This is a genomic window from Rhodococcus sp. NPDC060090 (assembly GCF_042729855.1).
Taxonomy (GTDB): Bacteria; Actinomycetota; Actinomycetes; order Mycobacteriales; family Mycobacteriaceae; genus Rhodococcus.
Genome location: NZ_JBHWXB010000001.1, coordinates 472,399 through 491,472, shown reverse-complemented (window position 1 = coordinate 491,472; position 19,074 = coordinate 472,399). Strand labels below are relative to the sequence as shown.

Annotated in this window: 24 protein-coding genes; 12 read left to right on the top strand and 12 right to left on the bottom strand. The window is 64.9% G+C overall.

What is annotated here, in order from left to right:
- Positions 1-10 precede the first annotated feature (10 nt).
- Positions 11-598 carry a TetR/AcrR family transcriptional regulator gene (locus ACFWCF_RS02155; RefSeq protein ID WP_378491056.1) on the bottom strand — a complete coding sequence of 196 codons (588 nt, stop codon included), beginning with the start codon at positions 596-598 and terminating at the stop codon, positions 11-13.
- A 102-nt stretch (positions 599-700) separates the two neighbouring features.
- Between ACFWCF_RS02155 and ACFWCF_RS02150 the strand changes: the two genes are divergently transcribed.
- A complete protein-coding gene (locus tag ACFWCF_RS02150; protein ID WP_378556596.1) occupies positions 701-1,477 on the top strand; it encodes an SDR family NAD(P)-dependent oxidoreductase in 777 nt (258 codons plus the stop codon).
- On the opposite strand, the gene ACFWCF_RS02145 is transcribed toward ACFWCF_RS02150, so the two are convergent.
- From ACFWCF_RS02145 to ACFWCF_RS02130, 4 genes are all read right to left on the bottom strand, one after another.
- On the bottom strand, positions 1,459-2,220 hold the full coding sequence (locus tag ACFWCF_RS02145; protein WP_378491054.1) for an IclR family transcriptional regulator: 762 nt from the start codon (positions 2,218-2,220) through the stop codon (positions 1,459-1,461). The two genes, ACFWCF_RS02150 and ACFWCF_RS02145, sit on opposite strands and share 19 nt — an antisense overlap.
- An 86-nt stretch (positions 2,221-2,306) precedes the next feature.
- A complete protein-coding gene (locus ACFWCF_RS02140; RefSeq protein WP_378556592.1) occupies positions 2,307-2,939 on the bottom strand; it encodes an IclR family transcriptional regulator in 633 nt (210 codons plus the stop codon).
- A 183-nt stretch (positions 2,940-3,122) separates the two neighbouring features.
- Positions 3,123-4,031 (bottom strand): biphenyl-2,3-diol 1,2-dioxygenase, encoded by a 909-nt coding sequence (bphC, locus tag ACFWCF_RS02135; protein ID WP_378556589.1) that lies wholly within the window; start codon positions 4,029-4,031, stop codon positions 3,123-3,125.
- 28 nt (positions 4,032-4,059) lie between these two features.
- Positions 4,060-5,232, bottom strand: coding sequence for an acyl-CoA dehydrogenase family protein (locus ACFWCF_RS02130; protein WP_378556586.1), 1,173 nt, complete (start codon positions 5,230-5,232; stop codon positions 4,060-4,062).
- Between the two features lie 207 nt (positions 5,233-5,439).
- Between ACFWCF_RS02130 and ACFWCF_RS02125 the strand changes: the two genes are divergently transcribed.
- From ACFWCF_RS02125 to ACFWCF_RS02115, 3 genes are all read left to right on the top strand, one after another.
- Positions 5,440-5,925 (top strand): nuclear transport factor 2 family protein, encoded by a 486-nt coding sequence (locus ACFWCF_RS02125; RefSeq protein ID WP_378556583.1) that lies wholly within the window; start codon positions 5,440-5,442, stop codon positions 5,923-5,925.
- Positions 5,926-6,042: 117 nt separating this feature from the next.
- Entirely contained in the window at positions 6,043-6,894 is an 852-nt protein-coding gene (locus tag ACFWCF_RS02120) for an alpha/beta fold hydrolase (RefSeq protein WP_378556580.1), read from the top strand.
- Between the two features lie 117 nt (positions 6,895-7,011).
- Complete coding sequence (locus tag ACFWCF_RS02115; protein WP_378556577.1) at positions 7,012-7,158, top strand: hypothetical protein; 147 nt, start codon at positions 7,012-7,014, stop codon at positions 7,156-7,158.
- Between the two features lie 4 nt (positions 7,159-7,162).
- On the opposite strand, the gene ACFWCF_RS02110 is transcribed toward ACFWCF_RS02115, so the two are convergent.
- Both ACFWCF_RS02110 and ACFWCF_RS02105 read right to left on the bottom strand, forming a co-directional pair.
- The gene (locus ACFWCF_RS02110; RefSeq protein ID WP_378556574.1) at positions 7,163-8,308 is read right to left on the bottom strand and encodes a sensor histidine kinase; all 1,146 of its coding nucleotides are present in this window, start codon (positions 8,306-8,308) and stop codon (positions 7,163-7,165) included.
- Positions 8,305-8,982: a response regulator gene (locus ACFWCF_RS02105; protein ID WP_378556685.1), complete on the bottom strand. Its 678-nt coding sequence runs from the start codon at positions 8,980-8,982 to the stop codon at positions 8,305-8,307. The genes ACFWCF_RS02110 and ACFWCF_RS02105 overlap by 4 nt, the downstream gene beginning before the upstream one ends.
- Positions 8,983-9,171: 189 nt before the next feature.
- Between ACFWCF_RS02105 and ACFWCF_RS02100 the strand changes: the two genes are divergently transcribed.
- Positions 9,172-9,810, top strand: coding sequence for a DUF305 domain-containing protein (locus ACFWCF_RS02100; RefSeq protein ID WP_378556571.1), 639 nt, complete (start codon positions 9,172-9,174; stop codon positions 9,808-9,810).
- On the opposite strand, the gene ACFWCF_RS02095 is transcribed toward ACFWCF_RS02100, so the two are convergent.
- The gene (locus ACFWCF_RS02095; RefSeq protein WP_378556568.1) at positions 9,762-10,034 is read right to left on the bottom strand and encodes a hypothetical protein; all 273 of its coding nucleotides are present in this window, start codon (positions 10,032-10,034) and stop codon (positions 9,762-9,764) included. The two genes, ACFWCF_RS02100 and ACFWCF_RS02095, sit on opposite strands and share 49 nt — an antisense overlap.
- Before the next feature lie 244 nt (positions 10,035-10,278).
- Between ACFWCF_RS02095 and ACFWCF_RS02090 the strand changes: the two genes are divergently transcribed.
- Both ACFWCF_RS02090 and ACFWCF_RS02085 read left to right on the top strand, forming a co-directional pair.
- Positions 10,279-10,488 carry a DUF2945 domain-containing protein gene (locus tag ACFWCF_RS02090; RefSeq protein ID WP_378491045.1) on the top strand — a complete coding sequence of 70 codons (210 nt, stop codon included), beginning with the start codon at positions 10,279-10,281 and terminating at the stop codon, positions 10,486-10,488.
- Positions 10,489-10,498: 10 nt separating this feature from the next.
- A complete protein-coding gene (locus ACFWCF_RS02085; protein WP_378556565.1) occupies positions 10,499-11,023 on the top strand; it encodes a DUF488 family protein in 525 nt (174 codons plus the stop codon).
- 93 nt (positions 11,024-11,116) lie between these two features.
- Here the strand turns inward: ACFWCF_RS02085 and ACFWCF_RS02080 are convergent, their stop codons facing one another.
- The gene (locus ACFWCF_RS02080; protein ID WP_378556562.1) at positions 11,117-11,839 is read right to left on the bottom strand and encodes a lysophospholipid acyltransferase family protein; all 723 of its coding nucleotides are present in this window, start codon (positions 11,837-11,839) and stop codon (positions 11,117-11,119) included.
- Positions 11,840-11,876: 37 nt separating this feature from the next.
- Here ACFWCF_RS02080 and ACFWCF_RS02075 point away from each other — a divergent pair, with 37 nt between their 5' ends.
- Positions 11,877-12,422 (top strand): TetR/AcrR family transcriptional regulator, encoded by a 546-nt coding sequence (locus ACFWCF_RS02075; RefSeq protein ID WP_378556559.1) that lies wholly within the window; start codon positions 11,877-11,879, stop codon positions 12,420-12,422.
- A 37-nt stretch (positions 12,423-12,459) separates the two neighbouring features.
- A complete protein-coding gene (locus ACFWCF_RS02070) occupies positions 12,460-12,900 on the top strand; it encodes a hypothetical protein (protein WP_378556556.1) in 441 nt (146 codons plus the stop codon).
- 98 nt (positions 12,901-12,998) lie between these two features.
- Here ACFWCF_RS02070 and ACFWCF_RS02065 read toward each other — a convergent pair whose 3' ends face one another.
- Positions 12,999-14,198, bottom strand: a complete 1,200-nt coding sequence (locus ACFWCF_RS02065) for a flavin reductase family protein (RefSeq protein ID WP_378556553.1) — start codon at positions 14,196-14,198, stop codon at positions 12,999-13,001.
- Positions 14,199-14,220: 22 nt separating this feature from the next.
- Entirely contained in the window at positions 14,221-15,630 is a 1,410-nt protein-coding gene (locus ACFWCF_RS02060) for an MFS transporter (RefSeq protein ID WP_378556550.1), read from the bottom strand.
- A 198-nt stretch (positions 15,631-15,828) separates the two neighbouring features.
- Here ACFWCF_RS02060 and ACFWCF_RS02055 point away from each other — a divergent pair, with 198 nt between their 5' ends.
- The 3 genes from ACFWCF_RS02055 to ACFWCF_RS02045 all read left to right on the top strand — a co-directional run bounded on the left by ACFWCF_RS02055 (position 15,829) and on the right by ACFWCF_RS02045 (position 18,097).
- The gene (locus ACFWCF_RS02055; protein WP_378556547.1) at positions 15,829-17,121 is read left to right on the top strand and encodes an amidase; all 1,293 of its coding nucleotides are present in this window, start codon (positions 15,829-15,831) and stop codon (positions 17,119-17,121) included.
- 71 nt (positions 17,122-17,192) lie between these two features.
- Entirely contained in the window at positions 17,193-17,447 is a 255-nt protein-coding gene (locus ACFWCF_RS02050; RefSeq protein ID WP_378556682.1) for a hypothetical protein, read from the top strand.
- Positions 17,444-18,097: a response regulator transcription factor gene (locus ACFWCF_RS02045; protein ID WP_378556544.1), complete on the top strand. Its 654-nt coding sequence runs from the start codon at positions 17,444-17,446 to the stop codon at positions 18,095-18,097. Before ACFWCF_RS02050 ends, ACFWCF_RS02045 begins: the two co-directional genes overlap by 4 nt.
- A 6-nt stretch (positions 18,098-18,103) precedes the next feature.
- Here ACFWCF_RS02045 and ACFWCF_RS02040 read toward each other — a convergent pair whose 3' ends face one another.
- Positions 18,104-19,054, bottom strand: coding sequence for a PDR/VanB family oxidoreductase (locus tag ACFWCF_RS02040; RefSeq protein WP_378556541.1), 951 nt, complete (start codon positions 19,052-19,054; stop codon positions 18,104-18,106).
- Between the last annotated feature and the right edge of the window lie 20 nt (positions 19,055-19,074).

Below are 19,074 nucleotides of genomic sequence, written 5' to 3'. Positions count from 1 at the left end.
CGGGACAGGCTCACTCGTCGCGCCGACGCATCCCTTCGACGAAGACGGCAATGATCGTGTGCGCGAGCTCGGCCATGGAGTCGCCGGGCTCCGGATGGTGCCAGCGCGTTGCGTGCCACAGGACGTCGTAGAGCAGTTCACGGAAGATCTCGGAGTCGATATCGGTGCGCAAGGTGCCGTCGGCGATACCGTCGGCGATGGTGCTGCGCCACGCCGCTTCCATCTCGTCGGCGGTCGTGGCCATGTCGGCTGCCACGACGCGTTCGCGCATGTACTCGCCTTCGCGTCGCCAGATCGATGTGGCCCCGTGGTACTGCACATTGGAGTCCAGCGCGATCTCGGCCAGAGCTTCGAGTCGTTCGAGGGGCGACAATGGCAGCGTCATCACCTCGCGGCAGCGACCCGAGATGTCATCGATGTACTCGCGGATGAGCTCCGTGACGATGGCTTCCTTCGACGGAAAGTAGTGGTACAGCGCCCCGGAATGGACGCCCACCGACTTCGCGATGTCGCGAATCGTCGTGGCGTTGATTCCTTTACGAGCAAAGATCTCGGCAGACCGATCGAGGATCTGCCTCCGGCGCTGCTGCGGGTCCATGGCAACCTTTCTGCTGAGCGAGGCACCGATACGGCCGGTGCATAGTGTGCCATAACCATTGATCGATTGATCAATGGAATTTCTCGAGTTCAGGAGTTGTGTGTGACCACGTTCCAAGCCGCCCCGGCCGTGCTGGCGGGCGAGACCGCGATTGTGACCGGTGCGGGTCAGGGTATCGGCAGGGGTATTGCGCTGGCGCTTGCGGCGGCCGGTGCGCAGGTCGCGGTGGTGGGCCGTACCTCGTCGACGATCGCAGTGGTCGCCGACGAGATTGTCGATCGGGGAGGCAGGGCCGAGGCCTTCGTCTGCGACGTGACGGACGGAATTGCTGTCGAGGGTCTGGTCTCGGCGGTGGTCGAGGAGTTCGGCGCGCTCACGGTGCTGGTGAACAACGCGATGAGTCCGGCGCACGGGCTTCTCCTGGAGGTCGACGAACAGGCGTACCGCGGGGCGATGGAATCGGGACCGACGGCAACGTGGCGGATGATGAGGGCCTCCCATCCGCACCTGCGCGGAGGCGGACGGATCGTCAATCTGGGTTCGGCGGCCGGGATTCGGTGGGATCCGTCGGGAACCGGGGCGTACGCCGCAGCGAAGGAAGCGGTGCGGGTGCTGACGCGTACCGCCGCGTGTGAATGGGCGAACGACGGTATTCGCGTCAATGCGATTCTGCCGCTCGCGAATTCCGACACCATGGAAGAGTGGTTCCGGGTCGAACCGGACGCCGCTGCGGGATACCTCGCGACCGTGCCGCTGGGCAGGCTGGGGGATCCCGAAGCCGACATCGGTCCGGCGGTGGTGTTCCTGTGCAGCGCCGCATCGCGGTATGTCACCGGGCATACGCTGGCCGTCGACGGAGGTCAGGCGCTGGTGCGCTGAAATCCTTTGCCTGCCCGGTCCTGGTGAGACAGGGAACGCCACACCGCGCGTGCTGCGATCCGGACCGGGGTGGCGAGGGAGACGACGTCCACGGTGTCGACGGCCCCGGTGACCGACAATGCGCCGACGCACGTGCGCCCGTCTCCGATCGGTGCGGCGACGCACGCGACACCTCGCATGGTTTCCTCGCGTTCCTGCGCGATGTGCCGTTCGCGGATCTGGGCGATCTCGCCGCGCAGCCGCGTGGAGTCGGTGCCGGGCTGTACGGGCAGTCGAACGGGGCCCGATGTGTCGAGTCTCGTGTGCGCGATCAATGCTTTGCCCAGGGCTGTGCGGTATGCGGGTTGGCGGCCGCCGACGCGTGAGGGGAGCGGAACCGATTCGCATCCCACCTTGTCGAGGTACCGCACATCGTGCCCGTCGAGCACGGCCAAGTGCGCGATCAGCCCTGTGGCCGAGTGAAGTTCGTGCAGGACGGTATGCGCGGCTCGGTGGAGTTCGTCGTGGTGTTGTGCGAGGGCGCCCCACTCGAACATGCTGCGCCCCAGTGCGTAGGTGCGACCCTCGCGACGAACCCAGCCCGCGTCGATGAGCTGGGTGAGGAGCCGGTGGACCGACGACCGCGGTACGCCGGTGCGCTCCGACAGTTCGGACAGGGTGAGACGCCCGCCGTCGTGAAATTCGTCGAGCAGGCCTGCGACGCGGCCGATGACTGCCGCGGGAGAGTCGAGCTCAGGCTTCACCGAATCCTCCGTTGATCAACCGATCAATCAATACGGCAGAACTGTAGCAGTCCGTTCTTCACGAGGGGAAGCACTCTTGCGAAATTTCAGTGCGCCGCGCGGGTTGCCACGGTGTCTGCAGCAGCACGCACCCGCCGACTCAGATCGTCCGGAACATGCTCGCGCGGACCGGCCACCGACAGTGCCGCGATCTCGCCATGGCCGGCATCGAATGCGGCTGCGATGCAACATATACGGTCGCCGACGCAGGTGGCTGCCTCGTCGGCCGCATCGCGGAAGGCGAGCATGGCCGCGCCTTCGACCGTCCCGCGCGCGGGGCGCCGCTCGCCCGCGCGGGTGCGCAGATCGGCGGACCAGCGGCCGCCGATCTTTTCGAGGTAGAGCAGGCTTTCGCCCTCGAGGACGGCGAGGTGCACGACGAGTCCGGTGTGGCGCCGGAGGTCGTACAGGGTGGGGAGCGAGACTTGATGGACGCGATCGTGCGTGCGCGCGAGTGCGCCGAGTTCGAGCAGTTTGGGGCCGAGGTGGTATGTCGTTCCGTCGCGGTGGACCAGGCCCACCTGCACCAGTTGGAGCAGCATCCGATGTGTCGACGAGCGGGGAAAACCCGTACGCCGTGCCAGTTCTGTGAGGGTGAGGCCTTCGGTGTCGCGGAAAGGCTGGAGCAGTGCGGTGACGCGGCCCATGACGGTGTTCGGGCTTTCGAAGGTGGCGGTCATGGAGATCTCCTCCGGGGCTGTTCGGGGGGAATTGATCGATTGATCAATAGAAAGACTCCGACGAATCTAGCGCTGTGGGAGGAGAATTGAAAGAGGTGAAAGAAAATTCGCAAGCGAAACGGGCAGGTACCACACCGTCGAGATGGTGTACCTGCCCGTTTCTGCCGCGGACGCGCCGAGGAATCAGCCCGCCGGAATGAACGCCTTCAACGGCTCCGACCCGGTCTGGTCGTGGCCCCAGTAGGCGTCGGCGGTGATCTCCTCCGACGTGTAGTGCCGTTCGTCGACGAGCATGCCCTCGGTACCGAACTCGAGATCCCAGCCGCCCGGTGCGCGGACGTAGAACGAGATCATCTTGTCGTTGGTATGCCGGCCCAACGTCGACGAAATCGAGAAGTCCATGCGATTGACACGATCGAGCGCCTGACCCACCGCATCGAGGGTGTCGACCTCGGTCATCAGGTGCACCAGGCCGGGCTCTTCCGTCGGCGGCGCCGGACACAGCGCGAGGGCGTGGTGCCGCTCGTTGATACCGAGGAACCGCACCCGGTTCACGCCCTCCGCGTCGAGCCGGATCGAGCCGCGCGGCAGGAAACCCAGCACCTGCGTGTAGAACTCGTACGTCTCGTCGAAGTTCGTGGCGGGCAGCACCACGTGGCCGAGGCCCAGCCCGCCCGTGACCCAGCGACCGGCGAACGGTGTCACGACGGGGCTGTGGTCGAGCACCGGGCCGTAGAACACCTCGAGCCGGGTCCCCGCGGGGTCCTCGAATGCGAGGGCGCCCTCCGCATCGAGGTAGGTCGCGTCCTTCCGCGACAACACCTCCACGGCGCGGCCGGACTTCTCGACGGTTTCCCGCACCCGCTGGAGTGCGAACTCGTCGCGCACCTCCCAGCCGACGGCGAGAGCCTTGTCTGAATCGCCGGGCAGCACCGCCAGACGGGCGCGGCGTTCGTCGACCCGCGCGTAGAGCGCGTCTGGCTCGGGGCCGGAACCGACCGCCATGCCCAGCCCGTCGATGAGCAGTTCGCGCCACCGCGGCACGTCCCGGGTCTGAATGCGGAGGTAGCCGAGGCCTCTCAGTTCGGTCATAGTCAACTCTCTCGAAAGTGTAGGGAGATCAGATCATTGCGCGGTATGCGCCCTGAGGGTCGCCGCCGAGCTGGGTGAGGGCGGCAGAGTGATAGATCATGCCGGGCACGTGGATGGCGTGGGTGAGGCCGACGTGCGCGTCGCGCCAGAAACGCTGCATCGGCGTCTTGCGGTGCACGGCCGCACCGCCGGCGCGGGCGAAGATCTCGTCCATCGCGCGCACGGCACGCCACGCCGAGGAGATCTGGGTGCGGCGGCCGATGGCACGCTCCTCGAAGCTGATCTCCTCGCCGCGATCCGTCTTGTCCCAGAACCGGTCGACGGTCTCGAGCAGCGTGATCCGAGCAGACTCGATCTCCGACGCGGCCTCACTGATCGCGTAGAGCACGTACGGATCTTCCTTGATCGGGACACCCGTGACCTGCACGCGTTGCTTCTGCGCTGCGATGTAGCAGGCCAGAGCGCCTTCGGTCATGCCGATCAGCGACGACGTGATACCCAGCGGGAAGATGTACGAGAACGGGAACTTGTACAGCGTCTCGTCGCGTCCGGCGTGCCGCCAGCCGTTGCCGCTGAGCACGATGTCGGCGTCGATCGTGCGGTACTCGGGGATGAACGCATCCTTGACGATCAGGTCCTTCGAGCCGGTGCCGCGCAGGCCGATGACGTCCCAGCTGTCGGGGTCGATGTCGTAGTCCGTGCGCGGGAGCAGCACGTGCAGCACCTTGTCGGTACGGTTGCCATCCTTGTCGCCGACGGCCGCGCCGATCATGATCCAGCCGCAGTGGTCGGTGCCCGACGAGAAAGCCCAACGACCGTTGAGCACGTAACCACCGTCGACCGGCACCGCGACACCCATCGGGGCGTACGGCGACGCCATCCACATGTCGGCGTCCTCGCCCCAGATCTCGTCCTGGGCCCGCTTGTCGAAGAACGTCAACTCCCACGGATGGACGCCGACGATGCCCGCGACCCAGCCGGTCGCGCCGTCGAGAGTGCCGATGGCCATCACGGTCTCGGCGAACTCACGCGGGTGCGCTTCCTGGCCGCCGTATTCCTTCGGCTGGAACATGCGGATGACACCGGATTCGCGCAAGCGCTTCGCGGAGGTGTCGGGCAGGCGCATGAGCGTGTCGCCCACTGCGCCCTCGGCGCGGATCTCGTCCGCATGCTGCATGATTCTGTCCAACGTGTGGCCCATGGGGAGACCTTCCTGGGAGCTCGAAGAGGTGGCTTACGCATCTGGCCGGATGTGCTGGCTCGAACAGTCCCAGGCGGTGCTGTGTCGCCGCTCCTGTTTTTCCGTTGAACGGGACGCACGCCACACCGCACGCCGACGGCGGGTAGAACGGGATCCGCCCTTCGCATCGCACAGTGCGATGCACCCGCACGGCCAGGACGGAGCGACATGACCGACACTGCAGAACTGGTGGCCTCGCTGCTCGAGCGCGTTCAGCTCCTCGAGGACAAAGCTGCGATCCAGGAAGTGCTGACGGCATACGGCCCCGCCGTGGACGCCGGCGACGCGGACGCCGTCGGTGAACTGTGGGCCGAGGACGCCGTCTACGACACCGACATCAGGGTGATGGAAGGCCGCGACGCGATCACCGAGATGGTCCGTACCCGCCCCCACCAGGACTACGTCAACGAAGGCTGCGGCCACCTCCTCGATCCTGTCCACATCCGGGTCGACGGCGACACCGCGGCCGCGACGTGCCACTCGCTGCTGCTCCGCCGCAACCTCGATTCCGATTCCTACCGGGTGTGGCGCGTGACCGCCAACCGCTTCGACCTCGCCCGCATCGACGGGAAATGGAAGATCAAGCGTCGCACCGCGCGCGTCCTCAACGGCAGCGAGGAATCCCGCGAGCTGTTGGCTCGCGCCTCCCGCTGACGTTCCCGCAACCATCCCGGCTTCCCGCGCGCGTCCGGACGTGCGCGGGAAGCCGACGGACGCGCGGGAAGGCCGGATCCCGCGCGGACCGGCGTCGAACCGCCTAAATTGATAGGCATGGCGATGTGCATGATCGGAATGGACGATGATGCCACGCTCCGCACCTGGTCCACGGGATCGCTCCGAACTGCCCCGCCGGTGGTTCTGCTACACGGCGGCCCGGGCATCCCCGACTACCTGCAGCCGGTCGCGCAGATGCTCGACGACGTCACCGTCGTCCATCGCTACGACCAGCGTGGCACCGGCAAGTCGTGCTGGGACGGCCCGCACACGATCGCCCGACACGTCCACGACCTGAAGTGCCTGATCGATGAATGGGGATACGACGAGGTCGTCCTCGTGGGCCATTCCTTCGGGACGGATCTGGCCAGCTACTTCACGCTCGCGCACCCCGATCGCGTCGCTCGCGTCGTCCACCTCGCCGGACCGTTCACGGGCGACTGGAGGGAACTGTGTCGAGCGGCGGAGATGTCGCGGCGCACCTACGTCCAGCAGTCGAGGTTCGACCAACTCGACGCCATGGAAGTTCGCTCGGACGCCGAGGAGGTCGAATTCCTCGCGCTGTCCTGGTTCACCGATCACGCCGACCGGCGACGCGCATGGAGGTGGGCGCTCGAGGCCGCCCGGACCCGCCGTCCGATCAACTACCGGATGAACCGCGAGCTGGCGGTCGAGAAGAGATCCGATCCGCTCGAGTCGCACGTCGATGCACTGCGAGAGCTGTTGCCTGCCGGGTCGGTGATCATCGGTGGTGCGGGCGATCCTCGGCCGGCCGACGCGTTGACCAGGCTGGGTGAGCGCCTCGACTGCACCGTCTCGATCCTGTCCGAGGCGGGGCATTTTCCGTGGCTGGAAGCGCCCTCCAGGTTCGGGTCGCTGCTGCGTTCGGCTGTTGCCATCCCGGGGTAGAAGCTCGGATCCCGCGCGGACCGCTGCCGAAGCACCGATGGCGCACGACGTCGACGGGAGAGCGCCTCGTATCGTGGAAGTACAGAACTTTCGCGAACGACGACGGACAGGTACACCATGGGAACGTTCAGCAAACTCCTCAAGAGCGGTGTCGCGATCAAGGCCGTTCAGGTCATCAAACGCGAGGCAGCCAAGCCCGAGAACCAGCGCAAGGCGCAAGAACTCTTCGCAAAGCTGAGCCAGAAACGTAGCGGCCCGCGCTGAGTGATCAAGCCCGGCCGACGGGGAGCTCGACGGTGAAGTGAGCTCCTCGGCCGGGCCCGTCGCTGTATGCCGAGATCCGGCCATCATGGGCGGTGACGAGTGCGCGGGCGATGGTCAGGCCGATACCGCTGCCGCCATGCCCGCGGTCGCGGGCGGTGTCCACTCGGTAGAAGCGGTCGAAGAGATGGTCGAGGTCGTGGCGCGCGATGCCGTCGCCGGTGTCGGTGATGATGATCTTCACGCGGCCATGTTCAGACGAGCCACTCGTGACCGTGACGGCGCCGCCCGGGGGAGTGTGACGCAGGGCGTTGTCGAGCAGATTTCCCAGTACCTGGCCGAGTCGGTCGGGGTCGACGGTCACGGGTACGGAGTCGCCGAGGCGAGCATTCAAGGTGACACCCTTGTTCTCGAACTGCTCGTGGGCGGCGTGGACAGCGCTGGTGACGAGTGCGCCGGTGGTGGTGGATGTCGGCCGGATGCGGGTGAGATGTTCCTCGGCGTGGGAGACCGCCGCGATGTCCTGGGCGAGCCGCTCGAGCCGGTGGGTGGCGTCGCGCAGGACTTGTCGCGTGTCGTCGTCGAAAGCGCGGACGCCGTCGTCGAGGGCTTCGAGGTAGGAGTCGAGTGTAGTTATGGGCGTGCGCATTTCGTGTCCCAGGTCGGCCAGCATCCGGCTGCGGGTGTTCTCGGTCGCTTCGAGCCGGCGAGCGAGTTCGTTGACGCTGACGGCGAGTTCGTCGAATTCGCGACCCAGACCGTGGCTGTGGACGCGGGTGTCGTAGTGTCCGTCGGCGATCTGCGCGGCAGACGTGATCACCGCGGTGATCGAGCGTTGGACACGTCGGGTGAGGTACCAACTCACGACCAGCGCCAGCAGCACCGCGATTGCGACTGCCAGACCCCACGCGAGGACGATTGCCCAGGTGAAGGCTTCTTCGACGTGAGCTGCTTCGTTCGAATCGTGATCGATACCGGCCTGGCCGAGATGATCATGGAAGATGCTCGGGGCGAGAGCGGAGGCGACGAGCCACGCGCTGACCGCACATCCGACCACCACGACGGACAGGGCGACGAGCAGCCGGGTGCTGAAACTGAAACCGGCCTTCCCCCGCTGTGGGCGCGAGTCATGCTCCGCTCGTGAGGTATTCATCGTCCGGTGCCCATCCGGTAGCCGACTCCACGGACGGTGCGCACATAGCGACCGCGGGTGGCGTCGTCGCCGAGTTTGCGACGCAGATGGCCGATGTGGACGTCGACGAGGTGCTCGTCGCCGACCCAATTCGGGCCCCAGACCGCGCCGATCAAGTGGGCACGGGTGATGACGACGCCCGGATCCTGCGACAAGGCGGCGAGGACGTCGAATTCGGTTCGAGTCAGAGACACCGGCACATCGTCGACGGTGACTTCCCGCCCCTCGACATCGATGGACAGGTCGCCGAATGTGCGGATCTGCCGGCTTCTGGCTGTGTCGGTGGTGCGTGGTCGTCGCATCATGGCTTGGATGCGGGCCATCAACTCGCGCGGACTGAAGGGCTTGGTCATGTAGTCGTCGGCGCCGACGGACAGCCCGATGAGAGTGTCGACCTCCTCGGTGCGGGCGGTGAGCATCACGACGTAGGCGTCGGAGAATGTTCGTAGTTGTCGGCATACCTCGACCCCGTCCAGGCTTGGCAAGCCCAGATCGAGAACGAGGACGTCGGGGTCGATCCGACGGGCGAGTGCGATGGCATCGGCGCCGTCGCCCGTGATAGTGGCCTCGAATCCGTCCCGTTCCAGATACGACCCGATCAGGTTCGCCAACGCCGCCTCGTCTTCGACGACCATGGCCCGCAGTCCCGCGGGTGGGCGACTCCCGGGAGAAGCGTCGCCGGTGGGCACGGACGTGTGGGACGTGAAAGCCATGATGTCCATCTTCGCCGCCTGGGCCGACGCAGACATGGCGGCCGGCGTTCTTGACCGAACCTTCATGGAAGCACCACAGGAATGCAGAGGTGGCTGCGCGAAAGTGGTGGCATGTTCGATAGAGGAACCATCACGACCAAGAAGAGCATCGCCGTCGGAGCTACCGCGTTGGCGGTGATCTTCGCTGCGGCGTGCGGCGAGTCCGACACCGGCACAAGCAGTGCGACGTCGAGCGTGACCTCGTCGGCCATCACCTCCGCAGAGGAGACCGCAGACCACAACGAGGCCGACGTGATGTTTGCCCAGATGATGCTCCCGCACCACGCGCAGGCGATCGAGATGAGCGACATGGTGCTGGGCAAAGAGGGCATCCCTGAGCCCGTGATCACCCTGGCCGAGCAGATCAAGGCAGCTCAGGGCCCGGAGATCGAACAGCTCGAATCGTGGCTCGCGCAGTGGGGGCAGCCGATGGAGGCGCCCGACGACATGCCGGGAATGGACCACGGCACGGAAGCGATGGAAGGGATGATGAGCGAGGAGGACATGCAGGCGCTGTCCGACGCCGAGGGCACCGAGGCCGCACGCTTGTTCCTGGCACAGATGATCGCGCACCACGAAGGTGCGGTCGACATGGCACAGACCGAGATCGAGGACGGACAATTCTCGGACGCGGTGGAAATGGCCCGCACCATCGTCGCTGCTCAGCAGCAGGAGATCGAGACCATGCGCCGGCTGCTGACCACCTTGTGACCACAATTCGACACACGCCGTGCGGTGATGCGCTGGGTGCGCATGTCGGCGGCGGTCAGGAGCGCGACGCCTGCCCCGACCAGTTCGCCGAGGCAGATGGCGTGGATCTCCACCCCCATGAGATCGAGGAAGTCGAGCAGCGTGAGCGTCACTTCGAGATCGGCGTCGACATCGCAAAACCACAGTTGCACGGGGTCGTCGCCGTCGGCGTCGAGGAGGGCCAACGCGCCCGCCGCGGCGTTGGCCTTTCACGCCGCGCTTTCACGAGTTCCTCGAGCAGCGCTCGCCGACGGTCTGCCAGCTCTTTGCAGGCCAGGAAATGCTGTCCGGACGGGACCGGTCATACCATCGGTGGTATCTCGAGAACGAGATAGCGGATGTCGGCGTGCGCTGGTCACGTTTACCTTTTCCGCATTCTGGATATCCACTGTGAAGGCCTGCAGACGTCGATGCATGGAGGGTGCAGTCATGGCGAACGAATTTTCCGTCGGCGACCACGTTCGGTGGAATTCCGAAGCAGGCCATGTCGAAGGCGTGATCACCAAGAAGCACACCCGAGATGTGGAGTACAAAGGGCACATGCGGCGGTGCAGTGAAGACGACCCGCAGTACGAGATAAAGAGCGACAAGACCGATCATGTTGCCATGCACAAAGGGGATGCGCTGAAGAAGGCGTAGGCGCAGCATCATGGGCACCGTGTGGACGGTCGGTCACTCGACACGCGAATTCGACGAACTCGTAGACATGCTCCGAGCCAATGACATCACCTATCTGGTGGACGTTCGATCATTCCCGTCGTCACGAAAGTTTCCGCAGTGGAACAAGTCTGCAATCGCCGAAGCATTGCCGTCCGATATCGGCTACCGATGGATCCGGACGTTGGGAGGTCGACGGCACACTCCGAAAGGCACGCCGACGCCCAACGGAGCGTGGCGCGTCAAGGCATTTCGTGATTACGCCGACTACATGCAGAGCAGCGAGTTCGAGGAAGGCCTGAGCGAGCTGATCGAACTGTCCGGCCACGAACGCCCTGCGATCATGTGCAGCGAGGCGGTGCCGTGGCGCTGTCATCGCAGACTGATCACCGACGCGCTGATCGTCGCGGGTCTCGACGTCGCACACATCATGTCGGCCACGTCGACGAAAGCGGCCTCATTGAACGAGCATGCACGGGTGCACGCCGGGAACCTGACGTACCCGCCGGAGGGGTGAGCCCACGCTGTGAAAAGTTTCCCCGCAGAACAAGGGTTTCCGTGGGTCGTGAGGCAACGGGAAGCCGGACAAGTGGAGGAAAGTTCTCCTGACTCAGTCCTGGCGACCACCACCGATGCCGGAAGCTGAACACTGAGGGCCGGTTGGGTTTTCCCGCGCTCGCGCGTATGTATCGACATACTCCTGCCCTGTTCGAACGGCGATGGCGAGCATCAATGTGTCGGTGGCTGCTCGGACACCTTGTGAACCGGCGTCGAGGAAGCTCTCCATGTCAAGTGGCTCGAGGATCTCCACCGTCACCTGGCGGCGCCACCATGAAATGGACCTGTCCGGTCGAGTTCCTGTAATCGCCACTGGCACAATAGGTACTCCGGTCTCGAGCGCGACGCGGACGGCGCCCGTCTTCCCTCGGTAGAGCCGCCCGTCGGGGGAGCGTGTGCCCTCCGGGTGGATGCCCCACGCCCCACCCTGCTCGATGATCCGCGTTGCGGCAGCGAGCGCGGGCGACGCATGGGATCCTCCTCGTCGATCGACGGGAATCTGACCCATGGCCGAGAAGAACGAGCGTTGGAACCCGCCGGCGATGCCGGCCTTGTCGAAATATTCGCCCTTCGCCAGAAAAGTGATCTGCCGTCGTGCCGCCAGCGTCAGATAGAACGAATCGAGGACGGCGAGGTGATTCGCTGCGATGATGACCGGTCCTCGTCGTGGAATGTGCTCACGTCCCGAAATCTTGGGGCGGCCGATCAGGTGTAGCGCCGGCCCGATCAGGGCGTACCTGCACAGCCTGTAGAAGCACGCGCTCCAAAAATTCATAGACAGTGTCTACACGAAAATGGGAGACACTGTCTACGTGAACACGGAAGACACGAGATCCGCGCTGGTAAGAGCAGGCATCGAACTGCTGGAGGAAACGGGGTCGGCGAACGTCGGCCTTCGAGAGATCGCGCGGCGAGCGGGAGTTTCCCACGGGGCGCCGCGCCGGTGGTTCCCCACGCACAAGAGTCTCCTCGCGGCGATCGCCGAAGTCGGATTGCAAGACCTCTCGGCGGCGATCGCCGCCGCAGTGGAACCGAACAACAACCTCTCGGCCTTGGCCGCCGCCTATGTCGACTTCGCCCGACGCCGACCGGCGATGTTCACGCTGATCTTCCGTCACGACCTGCTCGAAGGATCCGGAGCGCAACTGCGAAACGTGTCGCAACCGTTGTTCACCTCGCTGGTCACGATGGTCGAGCAGTCCGCAGGCGCCGACGATGCGCCGCAGCGGGCGGCTGTGTTGTGGACCGGTGTGCACGGGATCGCGGTGCTCTCGTCGACGGGGGCGCTGGGGTTGGCGGCGTCGGGAGTCGACGAAGGTGACTTGATCGACCGGGTGGTGCGGAACAGTCTCCGGTGACCTGACCCCATCGAAGGCACGGGTAGCGTTTGTCGCCATGAGCACCCTTCAGGAAGTCGGCGACCGCGAGTCGTGGCGATGCTGGCTATGTGACGAACCGGTGGACCCCGACATGTCGGTCAACGACTCGCGCGGCCCCAGCATCGACAGCATCAACATGGCAAAGAAGGGCAAGGGGAAGGGTGGGGTGGAGCGACTCGCACACCGTGCCTGCAACACCAAGAAGGGTGCCGTGAAGCCCGTCGTGCCGTGGCCCGACTCGCTGTTCGTCGTCGACCCGGCGCCCATCGTCGACACGGTCGAGCAGCTGAGACGTAAGGGTGGACGCGCCGCGGTGGCCCGCTGCCCTGCGAAGTCCGACGCCGAGGATGCCTCCGAGTGGCTGCTCGACAGGCTGTCACGGTTGGAGCCGGAGATACAGTTCACCACCCGGGTCGACGCCGGGGGCGGCGGGTTCCTGCTGGTGCTCGAGGCATAGTCCCAGCGGGTGTACTACGCGATCCGGCTGAGCCGTAAGCGCGCCGTGTGGTGGTAGGTGTAGGGAAATTCCGTACACCTACCACCACACCGGTACACCTACTGTCGACCCGATTGACCTTCCAGCACCGCGACCACCGACTTGGCTCCCGAAATCCATTCCGCCACTGTCGCTCCGGATGTGTTCGCCGGGAGCTGAGCAAGACGCAACGTCAAGGTGTGGTTACCATCCCGATCGCGCACGGGTAGCACGATGGAACCGACGCTGTAGCGACCGACAGGATCGAGTTCCCGCGGACGGTAGTCGACGGTCGATTCGACGATCGATGCGCGAATGCCACGCTCCTGCAACGGAGTCAAGCGTCCCGATTCGTATCGTCGGGTGGCCTCACACATCGTGTCGTATGCGGTGATGCCCTCTTGCGGGAGCAGCGACAGCACGTAACCGTGGGTGCGAAGGAACGTGATCCGTTGCCGGTAGTGCTCCTTCACAGAGTCGTCGACACCGTGAGCGTTGGCCAGCCACTGCTCCTGCTCATCGTCGGAAAGATCGAAGACCACACTGTCGCCGATGGGCGGAACGATCGGTATCCGCCGTGCAAGGCCGTTCTCCCGCTCGACGCCCGACCCGACCGCCGATAGGACCGTCGCCATCTCGTCCCTGCTGATCGCTGTGTAGAGGATGACCTCGCATCCGATGCTCTGGGCAAGTGCCTCGACGTCGGGACGCGCGGTCTCCGCGTCCTGAATCTCGTCCAGAATCGCGGGATCCATCCGGGCCATCAACGATGTACTGACGAAACTGCCGTAACCGCCCTGGAAATAGATCAGCGGTGCAACAGGATTGGTGACGGACATATCGATCACGTTGCAGAGGACGATCCAGTGGTCTCCGGCGTCGACGGTGTCCGTGATACGCGCATCGATCCACGCGACGGACCGTTCGAGCGCCGGGTGGCCGGACGGTGAGGTGAACCAGTCGATGCCGTCGAACTTGTTCTCCCAGCGTCGCGCGATCGTGGAGACCAGATCTTCCTGTTCGCCACCGAGGATGTTGATGCACACCGAAGTGCATCGGCGGAGCTTGTCGAAGGTCTTGGACGTCTTCATCGGCATGAAGGAGACGAGGGGCGGCTCGAGCGACACCGAGCTGAATGTCCCGACGACGAGGGCGAGCAGCTCGCCATCGTCCGCGCGTCCCGTGACGACCGCGACGCCGGTGGGGTAATGGCCCATCACCTCGCGGAACAGTCCCTTGTCGATGTCACTGTCGATTTCGATGGTGGTGTCGGTGGACATGTGTGCCCTCCTTGCTGGGGGTTTACTTGCTGTAGCCGGCCTGGAGCGTGCGTCCGAGGGCTTCGGGACGGAGGAATAGGATGCACAGCACGCCTCCTACCAGGAGAAGGATGCCGGTGATCGTGAATGCCTGGTGTACTCCGACGGCCATGTTGTTCGCCATTTCGGGAGTGAGTTCAGCTCCGGAGGGAGGTGAGACGTATCCGGCTCGGGTCATCAGCCATCCGACGAGGGTGGGCGAGATGATCGCTCCGACGGAGGCGACACCACCGAGTGTGGCCATCATGATGGGCCGTTGCTTCCTGCCCACGGAGAATGCCAGCGCTGACGCGGTCATGGGATAGGCGAGGCTGCACCCGGCCGCGAGGCAGAGCAGCGCGACAGCGAAGACACCAGAGGCTGCTTGCACGAAGATGAAGCAGACGCCGGCAACGAGCGCCGCGATACCGAAGGGGATCGCGATGGAGCGGTGCGAATTGAATCCCTTCTGCATCAGCCGGTGGCCGAGGAAGCCGAGGAGCAGCAGGACGACAGCTCCGAGGATCCACGGAATGGTGGTCACCGTCCCGACCTGCGGGAGGGAAAGCCCGACGACGGTTCCGAGGTATTGAGGAAGCCACGTCGTCACGAACCCCTGAACCCAGAAATTGGATCCGCCTCCGATGACAGCTGCGAGGAAGGTCAGGCTGGCGAACGCCCGCCAGAGTGCGATGGGTCTCTGCTTGTCGACATCATCGGCATCGGCGTCGGATTCGGCGGGCACGCCCTCGTCGCCCTGTTTTCCATGGCCCGAGTAGGGTCCGTCGCCGGCGAGCAACACCCACGCGATCACCCAGAGAAAGCCGACGATCCCGAGGACACCGAAGGCCCATCGCCAACCCCATTCACCGATGACCCATGCCAGCGCGGGTGCGGCGAGAACAGGGCCGAGTGTGGAACCCGCAGCCACGAGATTCGACGGCAGTGCACGGCGCCGCGGCTCGAACCACGAGTGGACCGAGGTCAGCGACATCGCGGTGGCAGGCCCCTCGGCGCCGCCGAGCACGATACGCGTCACCAGCAGGATCGCTGCACCGCCGCCGAGAAGCATGGGGAACTGCATGACCGCCCATACGACACCCATCGTGAGGATGATCCACCGCACCGAGAATTTGGCTGCGAGGAAGCCTGTTACGACGGAGACCACGGCGTACAGGAAGAAGAAGGCGCTGCCGATGAAGCCGAACTCGACGGCGGAGATACCCAGATCGGGAATCGCCTCGGACGCAACCAGACCGAGCACAGCTTTGTCGGCGAACGCGACGATCTGGAACAGGACGAGCAGTGCTGTGACGAGCCAGGCCTTGCGGTTCATTCTGCCGAAATCGATCTTCTTCGACGTCCCCGTTCGGGGAGAATCGATGATCTTGTCCGGCGCCACGGTCGAAGCCATGTGCAGCCGCCTTTCTTGTGGGCTGGGAATGGAGCGTGGTGCGTGGGGCGTGCAGGAAGTATTCGAGGAGCAAACGTCGGGCCGACGGTGGGGAAAACATATTTGGCCTTTCGTTGCTCGGGTAGGAGGGAAACCTTTACTGTCATCGGCCGCGCTCACTGGGCAGAATGGGGAGGTCAGCGAATGTAGGAGGAAGATGTGAACGCGCCCGCGGTCGGTTTCTCGGTGTCGGAACAGGTGCGATCGATCCGGGCGGGCTCGATGACGGCGACGGAGCTCGTCTCCCAGGCCAGAACTGCGATCGAGACACGCGAGCCGGAGCTCGCTGCATGGGTACAGCTGTCGCCGACGGTAGAGGCGGAGGCTGCGGACATCGACCGCGACCGGCGCGACCTCCCGCTACGCGGTGTTTCCGTCGGGGTGAAGGATCTCATCGATGTGGCGGGTATGCCCACTCGCGCCGGTTCGTCCGTCACTCCCACCTCTGCAGCCGCTTCAGATGCTCCCTGCGTCGCCCGACTGCGGTCGCTCGGGGCCGTCGTGCAGGGCAAGACCGTGACGACGGAGTTCGGTTACTTCCGGCCCGGACCCACCCGCAACCCCCGCGCGCTCGATCACACACCCGGCGGGTCGTCGAGCGGTTCCGCGGCGGCAGTCGGCGCGGGCACAGTGCCATTGGCGCTCGGGACGCAGACCGCTGGGTCCTTGACTCGTCCTGCGTCGTATTGCGGCGCGGCGGGAATGGTCCTCGCACACGGCAGTACCGACACATCGGGCATTGTCGGCCTGAGCGAATCCCTCGATTCCCTCGGGTTTCTCGCCCGAACTGTGGCCGACCTCCGCTACGTGCACGACGCATTCGTCGGCACACAGCCGAGCAGGTCGTCCGGCACGTTGGCACGCGTATTCGTTTGGGGCGGTAGCTACCTCGACTACCTGGACCCCTCGATGATCGCGCTGCTGGGGCGGATGCCTGCCCTCCTGCACGACCTGGGGTTCCGGTCGGAACCTCTCGACTGGGACGACCACGTGAAGACGCTGGCCGACGATCACCTCACCGTGATGGGTTACGAGGCTGCACGTGCGCGCGCCCGCGAGTTCGACGAGCATCACGACGACCTGAGCCCCCAGATTCGGGATCTGCTCCAGCAGGGGCGCGAGATTTCCGATTCCGCATACTCCGCGGCATTGATTCGGCGCGACCGGTCGTGTGAACTCCTGCGCGAGATTCTCGACGGCCCGTCCGTGATCGTCGGTCCTGCCGCGACCGGGCCGGCGCCGAGGGGGCTCTCTGCCACCGGTTCACCGATTCTGAGTCGTCCGTGGCAGTTGCTCGGCGCGCCGGTGGTGGTGGTACCGGGTGCCCGCACGACGTCGGGGCTTCCGTTGGGTCTGCAGGTCGTCGGATCGACAGGCGACGAAGCGCATCTGTTCGATGTAGGTGAGGCGCTCGAGGCCGCCCTACGCGAGCTTCCCGCAGTGGTTGGTTGACAATGGCTGCACCGCTGACGATTTCAGGAGATAAAGAGTTGCTGACACCCCGACCGGTCAAGCATCACCGGATGTTCCTCACCTGCTACGAGGACACTTTCAACTACGGGTGGCATCACGTCGACCTGTTCGTGCACGACGAGTACGGCCGAGAGGTCAACTGGGTGCACTGGACGGTGGAGGCAGACGGTCCGGAGGCCGCCGACGAGTCTGTGCGTGGTGAAGAGCCATTGCTTCGACGCACCACACCGTGGGAACCCAAGCTCAGCGCAGTGGGAGCACGGTATTGGACTGCGGAGGCAGGCTGGGGAGACAATACCCAATGACCTCCGCACGCGCGACCGATGACACCCCGGAGACGACGGTGTACGTCGTCGACGACGACCCCGCGCTCTGCGATTCTGTCGACTGGATTCTCGAGAGCATCGGCATCCGGCCGGTGATCTGCCACAGCGCCGATGCCTTCCTCGATGTGTACGACGGGTCGAAGCCGGCGTGCATCGTGCTCGACGTCCGGATGCCCGGAATGAGCGGCACTCGGCTGCAGGAGAAGATCAACGAATTCGCCCCGCACGTCGTGATCATCTTCGTCTCCGCTCACGGCGACATCAGGATGTCTGTTTCGACGCTGCAGAAGGGAGCGATGGATTTCCTCGAGAAGCCCTACGATCCGCAGCGACTACTCGACGCCGTACAGTCCGGTGCGGAACGAGCCAGAATTCGTTTCGCCGAACATGTTTCGAGAACAGTGGTTCAGGAGAAGCTCGAGTGCCTGACTCCGAGAGAACGGCAGATTCTCGCCCTGGTCGTCGAAGGATTACCCAGCCAGAACATTGCCCGCCGGCTGGGCATGAGCGTGAAGACCGTCGATGTCCATCGCGCCCGAATCAAGAGCAAGACCGATTCCGACAGCATCGGAACCTTCGTCCGGGACCTCCTCCGGTACGGAGTGGAGGTCCCGGACGCCGACCGATAGGACAGTTCAGTAGTAGTCGAGAACGAGCCGGCTGCTCGTCGTGCGCGACACGCACACCGCGATGGTCTCGCCTGATTCCTTCTCGGCTTTCGTGAGCACGTTGTCGCGGTGCTCGGGCGAGCCTTCCAGTACCTGCATGATGCAGGTGCCGCAGACGCCTTCCTGACAGGAGGTGTCGACGTCGCAGCCGTTCTCCTGGAGTACTTCGACGATGCTCCTGTCTGCGGGAATCTCGTAGGTCTCGCCTTCGAGTTCCACTTCGAAGGACGCGTTCTCGGACGCATCGGGCTGTTCGGCAGCGTGGAAGTTCTCGAGGTGCACGGCATCGGGCGACACGTGCCGGCCTGCGACCGCGACGACCTTGTCCATGAACCCATCCGGCCCGCACGTGTAGATATGCGAGCCCGCAGGCACACCGGCGAAGGCGTCGTCGAGCACCTGCTCTTGAGACTCGCGTGCAACCCCGATGTGCGCATGCAGTTTGTCTGGGCAGCGGTCGTTCAACAGTGGAAGGAACGCGGCTTCGCTTTCGGTGCGGGCGAAGTAGTGCAGTTCGAAACTGATGCCGTGGACGTCCATGTACCGCGCCATGCTCAGCATCGGCGTGATGCCGATACCTGCGGCCACGAGCACGTGGTGATGTACACCGGCTGCGATGCCGAGGAGGTTCCGGGGCTCGCTGATACGGAGTGTGTCGCCGACCGCGAGTTCGTGCAGTGCAGCAGACCCGCCCCGGGAGTTTGCTTCCCGCTTGACGGCGAAAGCGAACGAATCCGCGGCGTCGGGGGTGCTGCAGAGCGAGTACTGGCGGGTGATGGCCGTCGGCCCCTCCACGTCGATGTGTGCGCCGGGCAGGTAGGTGCCGAGCGGCGACCCGTCGGACTTCTCCAACCTGATCGACTTGATGGTCGGCGTTTCCTGAGTGATGTCGGAGACGATGACGTCGATGAGTGCCATGTCCGTTTCTCCTCGTGTAG